We start from the raw sequence: 11,823 nt of genomic DNA, 5'->3' as shown, positions 1-11,823 counted from the left end.
GCGGAACGGCCCCGGAGCCGGGGGGCTCCGGGGCCGTTCTCGGGGGCGGTCAGCAGCAGCGGGCGCCGGGGTCGGTGTCGCCCTTGTCGGTGTGGCGGCGCCAGAACTCGCGCTCGCCCATCGGCTCCTCCCCCGGGTGCTCGCGCCGGTGGTGCTCCAGGTAGATCTCGTAGGCGCGCTCGCCGGCGATGCCGCGGGCGATCCACCAGGCCTCGCGGAGGCCGCGGCGGACCTTCGGGATCAGGTCGGACACCATGGGCTCGCTCCCTTCCGGTCTGCTCGTCGCGGGGCGGCCCCGCCTACTCCCCGTCCTTCCCTTCCGCGGCCCCCGCTCCGACGCCGGCCGCGCGCCGCTTGGCGGTCTCCCGCTCCTCCTTGGTGGGGATGAGCCCGGACGGCGCCCACAGCTCGGACGGCTCGTGCGGGTGCTCGGCGGTGGGCAGGACGCCCTCCGGCGCGCGCAGCGCCTTGATCCACACCCGCACCGAGTCCGTCAGCACGATGATGATGAGCACCGCGAACAGCACCGAGAGGACGCCGTTGACGGTCGTGTTGACCACGACCTTCTGCATCGCCTCGACGCCCTGGGTGGCGCCGAGGCTGGTCTCGCCCGCGGCCAGCGCCTCGGCGTACTGCGCCCGCTGGGCGAAGAAGCCGATGGACGGGTCGGAGGAGAACACCTTCTGGTAGCTGGCGGTCAGCGTCACGATGGCGTCCCAGGCCAGCGGGACCAGCGTCACCCAGGCGTACTTGGCCCGGCCGGACTTGATCAGCAGCGTGGTGCAGACCGCCAGGGCGACCGCGGCCAGCAGCTGGTTGGCGATGCCGAACAGCGGGAACAGCTGGTTGATGCCGCCCAGCGGGTCGTTCACCCCGGCCCACAGGAAGTAGCCCCAGGCGGCGACGATGAGCGCGCTGCACAGCCACAGGCCGGGCTTCCAGCTCACGTCGCGCATCGGCTTGTAGACGTTGCCCAGGGTGTCCTGGAGCATGAACCGGCCGACGCGGGTGCCGGCGTCCACCGTGGTCAGGATGAACAGCGCCTCGAACATGACGGCGAAGTGGTACCAGAAGGCCATCATCCCCGCGCCGCCGAAGACCGAGGAGAAGATCTGCGCGGCGCCCAGCGCGAAGGTCGGCGCGCCGCCGGTGCGGGCCAGGATCGACTCCTCCTCGATCAGCTCCGCGGTGGACTGCAGGGTCTGCGCGTCGACGGTGAAGCCGAGCTGGCTGACCGCGGCCGCGGCGCTCTGCACGGTGTCGCCGAGCGCGTTGGCCGGCATGTTCATCGCGAAGTACACGCCCGGATCGATGATGCAGGCGGTCACCAGCGCCATGATCGCCACGAACGACTCGGTGAGCATCGAGCCGTAGCCGATCATCCGGATCTGGTTCTCCTTCTCGATGAGCTTGGGCGTGGTGCCCGAGGAGATCAGCGAGTGGAATCCGGAGAGCGCGCCGCAGGCGATGGTGATGAACACGAACGGGAAGAGCGACCCGGCGAACACCGGGCCCTCGCCGTTGAAGGCGAAGTCGGTGAACTGCGGCAGCTGCAGGGTCGGCATCGCGATCAGGATGGAGACCGCCAGCAGCACCACCACGCCGACCTTCATGAAGGTGGACAGGTAGTCGCGCGGGGCGAGCAGCAGCCACACCGGCAGCACCGAGGCGATGAAGCCGTAGGCGATCAGGCCGAAGGTGAGCTCGTTGGCGGAGAAGTGGAACATCTCGCGCAGCACCGGGTGCTCGGCGACCCAGCCGCCGCCCGCGATCGCGGCCAGCAGCAGCACCACGCCGATCCCGGACGTCTCCATCACCCGGCCGGGGCGGAGGTAGCGCAGGTAGACGCCCATGAACAGGGCGATCGGGATGGTCATGATCAGCGAGAAGGCGCCCCACGGGGAGTCCGCCAGCGCGTTGACCACCACCATCGCCAGCACGGCGAGCAGGATGACCATGATCGCCAGCACCGCGACCAGTGCGGCCACGCCGCCCACCGGGCCGATCTCGTCCCGCGCCATCTGGCCGATGGAGCGGCCGTTGCGGCGCATGGAGAAGAAGAGCACCACCATGTCCTGCACGGCGCCGGCGAAGATCACGCCGAGGATGATCCAGATGGTGCCGGGGAGGAAGCCCATCTGCGCGGCCAGCACCGGGCCGACCAGCGGGCCCGCGCCGGCGATCGCGGCGAAGTGGTGGCCGTAGAGCACCCGGCGGTCGGTGGGGTGGAAGTCGGCCCCGTTGTTGAACCGCTCGGCCGGGGTGGCCCGGGTGTCGTCGGTCATCAGCACCTTGTACTGGATGAACCGCGCGTAGAACCGGTAGCCGATGGCGTAGGAGGCGAGTGCGGCGAAGATGAGCCAGGCGGCCGAGACCTCCTCGCCGCGGGAGATCGCGAGCATCGCCCAGGCGACCGCGCCGAGCAGGGCGACGGCGGTCCACACGGCGATGCTCGCCGGCGTCCATTTCGGTTTCGGCGGGCGCCCTTCCGCCTTGGCATCGGCCGGAGCAGCGGACATCTGGCCGGTCCTCCTTCTTCTCTTCCCTCACGGCGGGCCGGACGGGACCGGCCGCGATGCCGTGTGACCACCGCTCATCGTCGCACCGGGCCCGGGGCCCGGCCATGCCTGGAGAGCAGCGATTTCATCACGGCTTTACACGTACCGAAACCGGTACTTAACACGCAGAGGACACCATACGACGCCCGCTTTCCCGCGGGGAAGGCGATTCCCCTCGGGAGGGGCCCCGCCGGGGCCGGACCGCCGCACGCCGGACCGCGGCCGGGCGGCGGTGCGGACTTCAGTCCCGCTTCACGCCTCCGGGCCTTGCCAACGCGTAACCTGAAGGTTACGGTTTTCGGCATGGACGACGTCGCCGTCGCGATCGCGGACCCGGTGCGCAGAGAGATCCTGCTGATGCTGCGCGGAACCCGGCTGACAGCGGGGGAGATCGCCGGTCGGTTCACCATCAGCAGGCCGGCGGTCAGCCGCCACCTCCGCGTGCTGCGCGAGTGCGGCCTGGTCCACGACGCCTCCGAGGGGCGGCGCCGCTTCTACACCCTGGACCCGTCCCCGCTGGCCGAGCTGGCCCGCTGGCTCACCGCCCTCGCCGCCCCCGGGGCCGCCGCGCCCCCGGCCGCCCGGCCGCCGTCCCGGAAGGCGTCGCCCCCGTCCTGACCCGCGCCCTGCGCGCCCCGGCCGGGACCGTCCGGGCCGGAGCGGCCGGACCCGAGCGGACCGCCCGCCGGCTCGGCCGACGGAAGGGGACGCCCGCCCCGGCGCGCGCGACGTGCGGCGCGCCTCCGCGGTTCCTCCGCCGGGGCCGGGAAGTCTGGCCTGATCTGGACGGAAATCACCGGTCGGCGGCGGCACTCGCGGCGGCTCCGGACCGTTGCCCGTCGTAAGGGAACCTGGAAGAAGGGGTAGGCGGCGATGGAGCGGGCCGACGTCGTGATCGTGGGAGCCGGGCTGTCCGGGATGGCGGCCGCGCGGCGGCTGGAGGAGGCCGGGGCCGGCCCGGTCGTGCTGCTGGACGGGCGGGACGCGCCCGGCGGGCGGGCGCTGCTGCCCGACCCCGGGGTGGACGGCGTCTCCCCCGGCTCGCTCTACCTGTGCGAGCACGACGGCGCCCTGATCGCGGCCGCCCGGGAGTTCGGCGTCGAGGTGGAGCGGGTGGAGTGCGACACCGCCCTGGACGACCTGCGGATGGACGAGGACGGCGAGACCTCGGTCAGCGACGAGAACGTCCCGCTCGCCGCCTCCTGGTGGACCCGGGTCCGCGACGAGTGGATCCTGGGGCGGCTGGCCAAGCTCGCCGAGGACGTCGACTTCGCCGAGCCGTGGAACTCCGAGCACGCCGAGGAGCTGGACTCCCAGTCGGTGCGGTCCTGGCTGCGCACGCACGCCTTCGACTCCGAGTCGCTGACCTTCATCGAGGAGCAGCTGACCATGGAGGCCGGGGTGCCCGCCGACCGGATCAGCCTGCTGTGGCTACTGGCGCACATCGGCCCCGGGCCGATCGAGGAGATCGTGCCGTTCCGCCTGGACGGCATGGAGCTGGTGCGCGGGCTGGCCGCTCAGGTCGCCGACCGGGTCCGCACCGGCCGGCACGTGGCCCGGATCGAGCACGGCGGGGACGGCGCCGAGGTGTCCGGCCCGTGGGGCTCGATCTCCGCGCGCCGCGTCATCCTCGCGCTCTCCCCCGCCGACGCCGCCCGGATCGACATCGCGCCGCTGCCGCCGAGCCGGCGCCGGCTGCAGCGGCAGTGGCCGCAGGCCGAGGTCATCCGGACCGAGCTGGTCTACCAGCGGCCGTTCTGGACCAACTTCGGCCTCTCCGGGGAGGTCCACTTCGAGTCCGGGGTCCCCGCGTTCACCTTCGACGACAGCCCGGCCGACTCCGACCGGGGCCGGCTGATCGCGCACACCTACACCTTCGGCGAGGCCGACCCGCTCGGCGCGGACAAGCGCGTCACCGACGAGCCGGCCCGGCACCGCGCCATGCTGCTGGACAACCTGGAGCAGGCGCTGGGCCCGCTGGCCGGCGAGCCGATGGACGTGGTCGCCTACAACGCCGAGCCCGACCCCTACAGCCGCGCCTACCAGTCGCCCGCCCCTCCCGGCCTGCTGACCGAGTACGGGCCGCAGCTGCGCGCCCCGATCGGCCGGGTGCACTGGGCCGGCACCGAGACCGCGGACTTCCCGTACAACGGCACCCTCAACGGCGCTCTGACCAGCGGCCGGCGCGCCGCCGAGGAGGTACTGCGGGAGCTGTGAGCGGGTCACTCCGCGGCGCCCGGCTCTTCGCCGTCCGGGGCCGCCGGGGCGACCGGGCTCAGCCAGGCCCAGCCGGCGAACGCGGCGGCGAACACCAGCATGCCCAGGCCGGACCAGAGGTTGATATTGAGTCCGCCGGACTTCTCCAGGTCCTCGGCGGAGGGGGCGGCGCCGAGGACGGCCAGTACCGCGCCGTAGACCGTGAACAGCAGGGCGATGATCGTCCTGATATCGGTCAGCAGGCCCGCCGCGGTGCGGTTCCGGGCGGGGGTCGGGCTGCTCATCGGTGTTCCTCCCGGTTCAGCCGAAGACGATGTTCATCACGACGGTGATGGCCAGCACGATGCCGGCCAGCAGCCAGGGCCTGCGGTACCAGCCGGAGTCCTCGCCGGCGCTGGAGGCCTTGAGCGACTCCTTGGGGGTCAGCGAGTGGACCAGGCCGACCAGCTGCTCGTCCGGCTTGGGCCGGGTCACCAGGCTGACCGCCACGCTGACCGCGATGTCCACCACGAACGCCGCGCCCGCTCCGACGAAGCTGGCGCCCTGCCCGGACAGCGCGATGACGCCGGCCTCGGAGAGCAGGAACACCGCCACCGCCGATGCGGTGCCCAGCACCAGGCCGACCCAGCCCGCCGTCGGCGTCATCCGCTTCCAGAACATGCCGAGGATGAAGGTGGCGAACAGCGGCGCGTTGAAGAAGGAGAACAGCTGCTGCAAATAGTCCATCAGGTTGCTGTAGCCGGAGGCGATGAACGCGGTGCCGACCGCGCCGATGGTCGCGCCGGCCGTCACCCACGGGCCCATCTTCAGGTAGTAGCGGTCCGGGCGGCCCTTGGCCACGTAGGCCTGCCAGATGTCGTAGGTGAACACCGTGTTGAAGGCGCTCAGGTTGGCGGCCATGCCGGCCATGAACGAGGCGAGCAGGCCGGCCAGCGCGACGCCGAGGATGCCGTTGGGCAGCAGGTCGCGCATGAGCAGCAGCATCGCGTCGTTGTAGTCGACGCCGGGGTTCTCGCCGGCCTTCAGCGCGACCATCTCCGAGACCGAGACGCCCGCGATCATGCCGGGGACGACCACGATGAACGGGATGATCAGCTTGGGGAAGGCGCCGATGATCGGGGTGCGCTGGGCCGCCGACATGCTCTTGGACGCCATCGCCCGCTGCACCTCGACGAAGTTGGTGGTCCAGTAGCCGAAGGCGAGCACGAAGCCGAGGCCGAAGACGATGCCGAGCACGCTGAGGAAGGAGTCGCCGAAGCCGGTGAGCTCCTTGCCGGGCCAGGCGGACAGCTGCTCGGCGCCGCCCGGGCTCGCGGAGACCTTCTCCACCAGGCCGTCCCAGCCGCCGACCTTGTGCAGGCCGACGTAGGTCAGCGGGAGCAGCGCGGCGACGATGACGAAGAACTGCAGCACCTCGTTGTAGATCGCCGCGGACAGCCCGCCCAGTGCGGTGTAGGTCAGCACGATGGCCGCGGCGACCAGCAGCGACACCCACAGCGGCCAGCCCAGCAGCACGTTGACGATGCTGGCGAGCAGGAACAGGTTGACGCCGGCGATGAGGATCTGCGCGACGGCGAAGCTGATCCCGTTCACCAGGTGCGCGGGCCTGCCGAACCGGAGCAGCATGAACTCCGGGACGCTGCGCACCTTGGAGCCGTAGTAGAACGGCATCATCACCAGGGCGAGGAAGAGCATCGCCGGGACGGCGCCGATCCAGAAGTAGTGCATGGTCGGCATGCCGTACTTGGCGCCGTTGGCCGACATGCCGATGATCTCGATTGCGCCGAGGTTGGCCGCGACGAACGCGATGCCGGTGACCCAGGCGGGGAGCGACCGCCCGGACAGGAAGAAGTCCAGGCTGTCGGAGACCGAGCGGCGGGCCATGAAGCCCACGCCCAGTACGAACACGAAGTACAGCGCGAGCAGCGCATAGTCGACCCCGGCCGCGTCGAGCCGCAGCTGGTCCTGGGCCAGTACGTGCACGGTGGCCCGTCCTCTCTGGAAACCTCGTCCTGCTTCGGGGGGCGCGGAGCCGGACCCTCTCGGGCCGCCTCCGGAGTGCGATCATGCGGGCGCGGCGCGCTCGCCGGCACCGGCCGGTCCCGCGCACGGACCCGCACAAACATTCACATAATCTTCATAGAATCCACCGGGTGTCAACACACTCCCCCACATCCGAACAGCGACGAAGGGGCCCGATCGGCGCCGGAGACCCCGGCACCAACTGCGATCATCCGATCCGCCACCGGCGGCGGAGCCGGCGCGCCCCGCCTCGCCTTGACATCACCGGGCAAGCTGAGAAGCTAGAGACAACAAAATCAAACAGAATCGATCATCGACCGGTGCCGGCCGCCCTCCGGGGCCGGCGGTGCGACGGAACGGGAGGGGCCGATGCTGGCCGCACAGCGCCGCGAGCTGATCCTCGAGCAGGTCCGCCGGACGGGCGCCGTCCGCGTCACCGACCTGGTCGGGAGGCTGGGCGTCTCCGACATGACCGTCCGCCGCGACCTGGACGCCCTGGAGTCCCGGGGCGAGCTGCGCAAGGTGCACGGCGGGGCGGTCGCCCCGTCCGGGACCAGCACCGAGGAGCCCGGCTTCGAGGCCAAGTCCACCCTGCAGGTGGCGGAGAAGCACGCGATCGCCCGCGAGGTGGCCCGGCTGGTGGAGCCGGGCGGCGCCATCGGGCTGTCCGCCGGCACCACGCCGAGCATCGTCGCCGAGTACCTGCGCGACGTGCCCGGCCTGACCGTGGTCACCAACAGCCTGCGGGTCGCCGACGTGTTCCACCGCAGCACCCGCACCGACCAGACGGTGGCGCTGACCGGCGGCTTCCGCACCCCCTCCGACGCCCTGGTCGGGCCGATCGCGCTCCGCTCGGTGCAGGACCTCCACCTGGACCTGCTGGTGCTGGGGGTGCACGGGATGCACGAGCGGGCCGGGTTCACCACGCCCAACCTGATGGAGGCGGAGATGAACCGGGCGCTGGTGGGGGCCTCCCGCTCGCTGGTCGTCGCCGCCGACCACACCAAGTGGGGGACGGTCGGGATCAGCACCATGGCGCCGCTGGACCGGTGCGACGTGCTGGTCAGCGACGCCGGGCTGGACGGGGCCGCGCGCGAGGTGCTCGCCGAGCACGTCGGCGAGCTGGTGATCGCGGAGGCCGCCGGGGGCGGCGCCGGGGACGAGGAGCGGACGGGGAGATGAAGAGGACGTCGGCGCGCCTGGCGGACGGGCGCGAGATCATCTACTTCGACGAGGCGGAGGACCGGCCGGAGCCGCCCGCCGACCCGCGCGGGCTGCCGCCGCGCGAGGCGGCGCCGGAGGCCCGGTTCGACCCGCTGCTGCGCGAGTGGGTGGTGATGGCCGCGCACCGCCAGGGCCGCACCCACCTGCCGCCCAGCGACGACTGCCCGCTCTGCCCGTCCACCCCGGACCGGCCGACCGAGATCCCCGCCCCCGCCTACGACGTGGTCGCCTTCGAGAACCGCTTCCCCTCGCTGGCCTCCTGGGACGGCGCCGGCCTGGAGGCCGTCGGGGAGCTGGAGCCGTCCCGCCGCCCGGCCGCCGGCCGGTGCGAGGTGCTCTGCTTCTCCTCCGACCACCGTGCCTCCTTCACCGATCTGCCGCCGGAGCGGGTGCGCACCATCGTCGACGCCTGGGCCGACCGCACCGCCGCGCTGTCCGCGCTGCCCGGGGTGGAGCAGGTGTTCTGCTTCGAGAACCGGGGCGCGGAGATCGGCGTGACCCTGCACCACCCGCACGGCCAGATCTACGCCTACCCGTTCACCGCCCCGCGCACCGAGCGGATGCTGGCCTCCGCCCTGGAGTACCGCGAGCGCACCGGGGGCGACCTGCTCGCCGACAACCTGGCCGCGGAGCGCCGCGCCGGGCTGCGGGTGGTCTCCGAGAGCGCGCACTGGACCGCGTTCGTCCCGGCCGCCGCCCGCTGGCCGGTCGAGGTGCACCTGTACCCGCGGCGCCGGGCCGGTTCGCTGCCCGAGCTGACCGGCGCCGAGCGGGACGACTTCGCCCCGTTCTACCTGGATCTGCTGGGCCGGATGGACCGGCTGTTCGACGCGCCGCTGCCCTACGTCGCCGCCTGGCACCAGGCCCCGGTGCGCGCCGAGCCCGGCCTGGCCTACCTGCACCTGGAGGTGTTCTCGGTGCGCCGGGCGCCCGGGAAGCTCAAGTACCTGGCCGGATCCGAATCCGGCATGGGCGTGTTCGTCAGCGACGTGCTGCCCGAGACCACCGCCCGGCGACTGAGAGAGGCCGCACCGTGAAACTCCTGGTCACCGGCGGCGCCGGCTACATCGGCAGCGTGGTCGCCGCGCTGCTGACCGAGGCCGGGCACGCCGTCACCGTGCTCGACGACCTGTCCACCGGGCACCGGGACGCGGTGCCGGAGGGCGCGTCGTTCGCCGAGGCGAGCGTGTTCGACGCCGCCTCGGTGCTCGGCCCCTCCTATGACGCGGTGCTGCACTTCGCGGCGAAGTCGCTGGTCGGGGAGTCGGTGCAGGACCCGGCGCCGTACTGGCGGACCAACGTCGCCGGGACGCTGGCGCTGCTGGAGGCGATGCGCGGGCACGGCGTGCGGCGCCTGGTGTTCTCCTCCACCGCCGCGGTCTACGGCGAACCGGCGGCCGTCCCGATCCCCGAGGACGCCCCGACCCTGCCGACCAGCCCCTACGGCGCGAGCAAGCTCGCCGTCGACCACCTGCTGCGCGGCTGGGCGGAGGCCTACGGGCTGGGCGCGGTGAGCCTGCGCTACTTCAACGTCGCCGGGGCGCACGGCCGGTTCGGCGAGCGGCACGCCACCGAGACGCACCTGGTGCCCAACCTGCTGCGCGCGGCGGCGGGCGGCGGGGAGCCGGCCCGGCTGCACGGCACCGACTACCCGACCCGGGACGGCTCCGCGGTCCGCGACTACCTGCACGTCCTGGACCTGGCCGACGCGCACCTGCGGGCGCTGGAGGCGGTCCGGCCGGGGGTGCACCGGGTGTACAACCTGGGCACCGGCAGCGGGTCCACGGTCCGCGAGGTGCTCGGCGCGGTCCGCCGGGTCACCGGCCTCCCGGTCCCGGTCGAGGAGGGCCCGCGCCGCCCGGGCGACCCCGCGGCCCTCATCGCCGCCGGCGACCGGGCCCGCACCGAACTGGGCTGGAAGCCGCACCGCACCCTGGACGAGACCGTCTCCGACGCCTGGGCCTTCACCCGCCGCCCGGGGAGCCCGTCATGACCGCCCCGGCGGCCCGGGCCGAGGCGGCGTTCCGGGAGGCGTTCGGGCGCGACCCGGAGGGGGTCTGGGCCGCGCCCGGGCGGATCAACCTGATCGGTGAGCACACCGACTACAACGACGGGTTCGTGCTGCCGTTCGCGCTGCCGCACACGCTGACCGCGGCCGCCGCCCGGCGCGGCGACGGGCTGCTCCGGCTCCGCTCCCTGCAGTCCGGGGGCGGCGCCGTCGAGATCCCGGTCGCCGAGCTGGAGCCGGGGGCGGTGTCCGGCTGGGCGGCCTACCCGGCCGGCTCGGTCTGGGCGCTGCGCGAGGCCGGTCGCCCGGTCGGCGGGATGGACCTGCTGGTGGACAGCGCCATCCCGACCGGCGCGGGGCTCTCCTCCTCGGCGGCGCTGACCTGCGCGACGGTGCTGGCCGCCACCGCGCTGCACGGGCGGGCGCCCGACCGCTGGGAGGTCGCCCGGACCGCGCAGCGGGCGGAGAACGACTTCGTCGGTATGCCGTGCGGGCTGCTGGACCAGTCGGCGGTGCTGCTCTCCGCCGAGGGGCGCGCCCTCTTCCTGGACGTGCGGTCGCTGGAGACCGAGCAGGTCCCCTTCGCCCCGGAGGCGCACGGCCTGTCCGTGCTGACCGTCGACACCCGGGCGCCGCACCGGCTGGTCGGCGGGATGTACGCCGAGCGGCGCCGCGCCTGCGAGCACGCCGCCCGGGTGCTGGGCGTCCCGTTCCTGCGCGACGTCCCCGCCGAGGGGCTGGCCGATGCGCTGGCGGCGCTGGACGACCCGGTGGTGCGGCGCAGGGTCCGGCACGTGGTCACCGAGAACGCGCGGGTGCTGGAGGCGGTCGCCCTGCTCCGCGACGGGCGGATCCGGGAGATCGGCCCGCTGCTCACCGCCTCGCACGCCTCGCTCCGGGACGACTACGAGGTGAGCGTCCCCGAGGTGGACACCGCGGTGGAGGCGGCGCTGTCCGCCGGCGCGCTGGGCGCCCGGATCACCGGCGGCGGCTTCGGCGGCTGCGTCATCGCCCTGGTCGAGGCGGACCGCGCCGAGGCCTGCGCAGAGGAGGTCCGCGCCGCTTACGCGGCCGCGGGCTTCGCTCTCCCGGCCTTCTTCCGTGCCGCCCCCTCCCCCGGCGCGCGCCGCCTGCCCTCCTCCGGGGCCTGACCCCGCCCGCGGCGCCCCCGGGTCCGTCCCCCGGGGGCGCCTTTCCGTACCCCTCCGGGCCCGGCGGCCGGCGCGGCGGCCCCGCCGCCGGCGGACGCGGCCGCCCCCCGGCAGGGCGCGCCGCATGCGGCTACTCGGTCTTGACCGGGCCCGGGTGGGCGGCGAGGAGGAGGCCGGAGGCGCGGTGCAGGGCGGCGCGGTCCTGCTCCGGGATCTCGGCGAGGAGCCGGGCCTCGGCCTCGCGGACCGCCTGGGCGGCCTCGGCGAGCCTGGCGGTGCCGGCCTCGGTCGGGGCCACGATGTAGCGGCGGCGGTCGCGGGGGTTGCGGATGCGCTCGGCCAGGCCGAGGCGCTCCAGCTCGTCGACGACGCCGACCATGACGTTGGGGTCGAAGCCCAGGGTCTTCGCGAGGTCCTGCTGGGACGGGGCGTCCATGGAGGCCGCGCCGGCGAGCACGTGGAAGGTCCGCGGGGCCAGGCCGAGCGGCGCCAGGGTCCGCTGGGCCTCCGCGTAGACCAGGTCGCCGAGCTTGATCAGCCGGAACGCGGTCAGGTCGGCCAGCGGGCCGCGCACGCCGGTGCGCCCGCCCTTCTCTTCCGTGCTCTTCTCCGCCATGTGAACATCATAAGACTTCACAATAAT

At 73.5% G+C, this 11,823-nt stretch carries 11 protein-coding genes; 6 read left to right on the top strand and 5 right to left on the bottom strand.

The genetic code is table 11. From position 1 onward, the window contains the following. Positions 1-49: 49 nt before the first annotated feature. Both D459_RS0118405 and D459_RS0118400 read right to left on the bottom strand, forming a co-directional pair. On the bottom strand, positions 50-256 hold the full coding sequence (locus D459_RS0118405) for a YbdD/YjiX family protein (RefSeq protein WP_017594478.1): 207 nt from the start codon (positions 254-256) through the stop codon (positions 50-52). A gap of 43 nt (positions 257-299) precedes the next feature. Beyond that, positions 300-2,519, bottom strand: a complete 2,220-nt coding sequence (locus tag D459_RS0118400; RefSeq protein ID WP_051065473.1) for a carbon starvation CstA family protein — start codon at positions 2,517-2,519, stop codon at positions 300-302. 342 nt (positions 2,520-2,861) lie between these two features. Here D459_RS0118400 and D459_RS32065 point away from each other — a divergent pair, with 342 nt between their 5' ends. Both D459_RS32065 and D459_RS0118390 read left to right on the top strand, forming a co-directional pair. Continuing rightward, entirely contained in the window at positions 2,862-3,176 is a 315-nt protein-coding gene (locus tag D459_RS32065) for a metalloregulator ArsR/SmtB family transcription factor (protein ID WP_017594476.1), read from the top strand. A 255-nt stretch (positions 3,177-3,431) separates the two neighbouring features. Further along, positions 3,432-4,775: a flavin monoamine oxidase family protein gene (locus D459_RS0118390; RefSeq protein WP_017594475.1), complete on the top strand. Its 1,344-nt coding sequence runs from the start codon at positions 3,432-3,434 to the stop codon at positions 4,773-4,775. A gap of 5 nt (positions 4,776-4,780) precedes the next feature. Here D459_RS0118390 and D459_RS0118385 read toward each other — a convergent pair whose 3' ends face one another. Together D459_RS0118385 and D459_RS0118380 are read right to left on the bottom strand one after the other, a co-directional pair. Continuing rightward, a complete protein-coding gene (locus tag D459_RS0118385; protein ID WP_017594474.1) occupies positions 4,781-5,059 on the bottom strand; it encodes a hypothetical protein in 279 nt (92 codons plus the stop codon). 16 nt (positions 5,060-5,075) lie between these two features. Beyond that, positions 5,076-6,758 carry a sodium:solute symporter family protein gene (locus tag D459_RS0118380; RefSeq protein ID WP_017594473.1) on the bottom strand — a complete coding sequence of 561 codons (1,683 nt, stop codon included), beginning with the start codon at positions 6,756-6,758 and terminating at the stop codon, positions 5,076-5,078. 408 nt (positions 6,759-7,166) lie between these two features. Here D459_RS0118380 and D459_RS0118375 point away from each other — a divergent pair, with 408 nt between their 5' ends. The 4 genes from D459_RS0118375 to galK are packed head-to-tail and all read left to right on the top strand — an operon-like array spanning position 7,167 to position 11,180. Next, complete coding sequence (locus tag D459_RS0118375; protein ID WP_017594472.1) at positions 7,167-7,979, top strand: DeoR/GlpR family DNA-binding transcription regulator; 813 nt, start codon at positions 7,167-7,169, stop codon at positions 7,977-7,979. Then, positions 7,976-9,058, top strand: coding sequence for a galactose-1-phosphate uridylyltransferase (gene galT, locus D459_RS0118370; protein ID WP_017594471.1), 1,083 nt, complete (start codon positions 7,976-7,978; stop codon positions 9,056-9,058). The genes D459_RS0118375 and galT overlap by 4 nt, the downstream gene beginning before the upstream one ends. Further along, positions 9,055-10,014, top strand: coding sequence for a UDP-glucose 4-epimerase GalE (gene galE / locus D459_RS0118365; RefSeq protein ID WP_017594470.1), 960 nt, complete (start codon positions 9,055-9,057; stop codon positions 10,012-10,014). The genes galT and galE overlap by 4 nt, the downstream gene beginning before the upstream one ends. Beyond that, positions 10,011-11,180 (top strand): galactokinase, encoded by a 1,170-nt coding sequence (galK, locus tag D459_RS0118360; protein WP_017594469.1) that lies wholly within the window; start codon positions 10,011-10,013, stop codon positions 11,178-11,180. The genes galE and galK overlap by 4 nt, the downstream gene beginning before the upstream one ends. Positions 11,181-11,310: 130 nt before the next feature. Here the strand turns inward: galK and D459_RS0118355 are convergent, their stop codons facing one another. Continuing rightward, positions 11,311-11,796 (bottom strand): MarR family winged helix-turn-helix transcriptional regulator, encoded by a 486-nt coding sequence (locus D459_RS0118355; protein WP_017594468.1) that lies wholly within the window; start codon positions 11,794-11,796, stop codon positions 11,311-11,313. Positions 11,797-11,823: the final 27 nt, after the last annotated feature.

The organism is Nocardiopsis potens DSM 45234 (genome assembly GCF_000341105.1).
Lineage (GTDB): Bacteria > Actinomycetota > Actinomycetes > Streptosporangiales > Streptosporangiaceae > Nocardiopsis_A > Nocardiopsis_A potens.
The sequence above is the reverse complement of the archived record's forward strand: the minus strand, read 5'-3'. Positions and strand labels throughout refer to the sequence as shown.

What these genes read in the sequence shown, in the direction of transcription:
- D459_RS0118400 (WP_051065473.1), bottom strand. Translation starts at nt 2,519, where the DNA reads ATGTCCGCTGCTCCGGCCGATGCCAAGGCGGAAGGGCGCCCGCCGAAA.
- D459_RS0118405 (WP_017594478.1), bottom strand. Translation starts at nt 256, where the DNA reads ATGGTGTCCGACCTGATCCCGAAGGTCCGCCGCGGCCTCCGCGAGGCC.
- galT (WP_017594471.1), top strand. Translation starts at nt 7,976, where the DNA reads ATGAAGAGGACGTCGGCGCGCCTGGCGGACGGGCGCGAGATCATCTAC.
- D459_RS0118375 (WP_017594472.1), top strand. Translation starts at nt 7,167, where the DNA reads ATGCTGGCCGCACAGCGCCGCGAGCTGATCCTCGAGCAGGTCCGCCGG.
- D459_RS0118390 (WP_017594475.1), top strand. Translation starts at nt 3,432, where the DNA reads ATGGAGCGGGCCGACGTCGTGATCGTGGGAGCCGGGCTGTCCGGGATG.
- D459_RS0118355 (WP_017594468.1), bottom strand. Translation starts at nt 11,796, where the DNA reads ATGGCGGAGAAGAGCACGGAAGAGAAGGGCGGGCGCACCGGCGTGCGC.
- D459_RS0118385 (WP_017594474.1), bottom strand. Translation starts at nt 5,059, where the DNA reads ATGAGCAGCCCGACCCCCGCCCGGAACCGCACCGCGGCGGGCCTGCTG.
- D459_RS32065 (WP_017594476.1), top strand. Translation starts at nt 2,862, where the DNA reads ATGGACGACGTCGCCGTCGCGATCGCGGACCCGGTGCGCAGAGAGATC.
- galK (WP_017594469.1), top strand. Translation starts at nt 10,011, where the DNA reads ATGACCGCCCCGGCGGCCCGGGCCGAGGCGGCGTTCCGGGAGGCGTTC.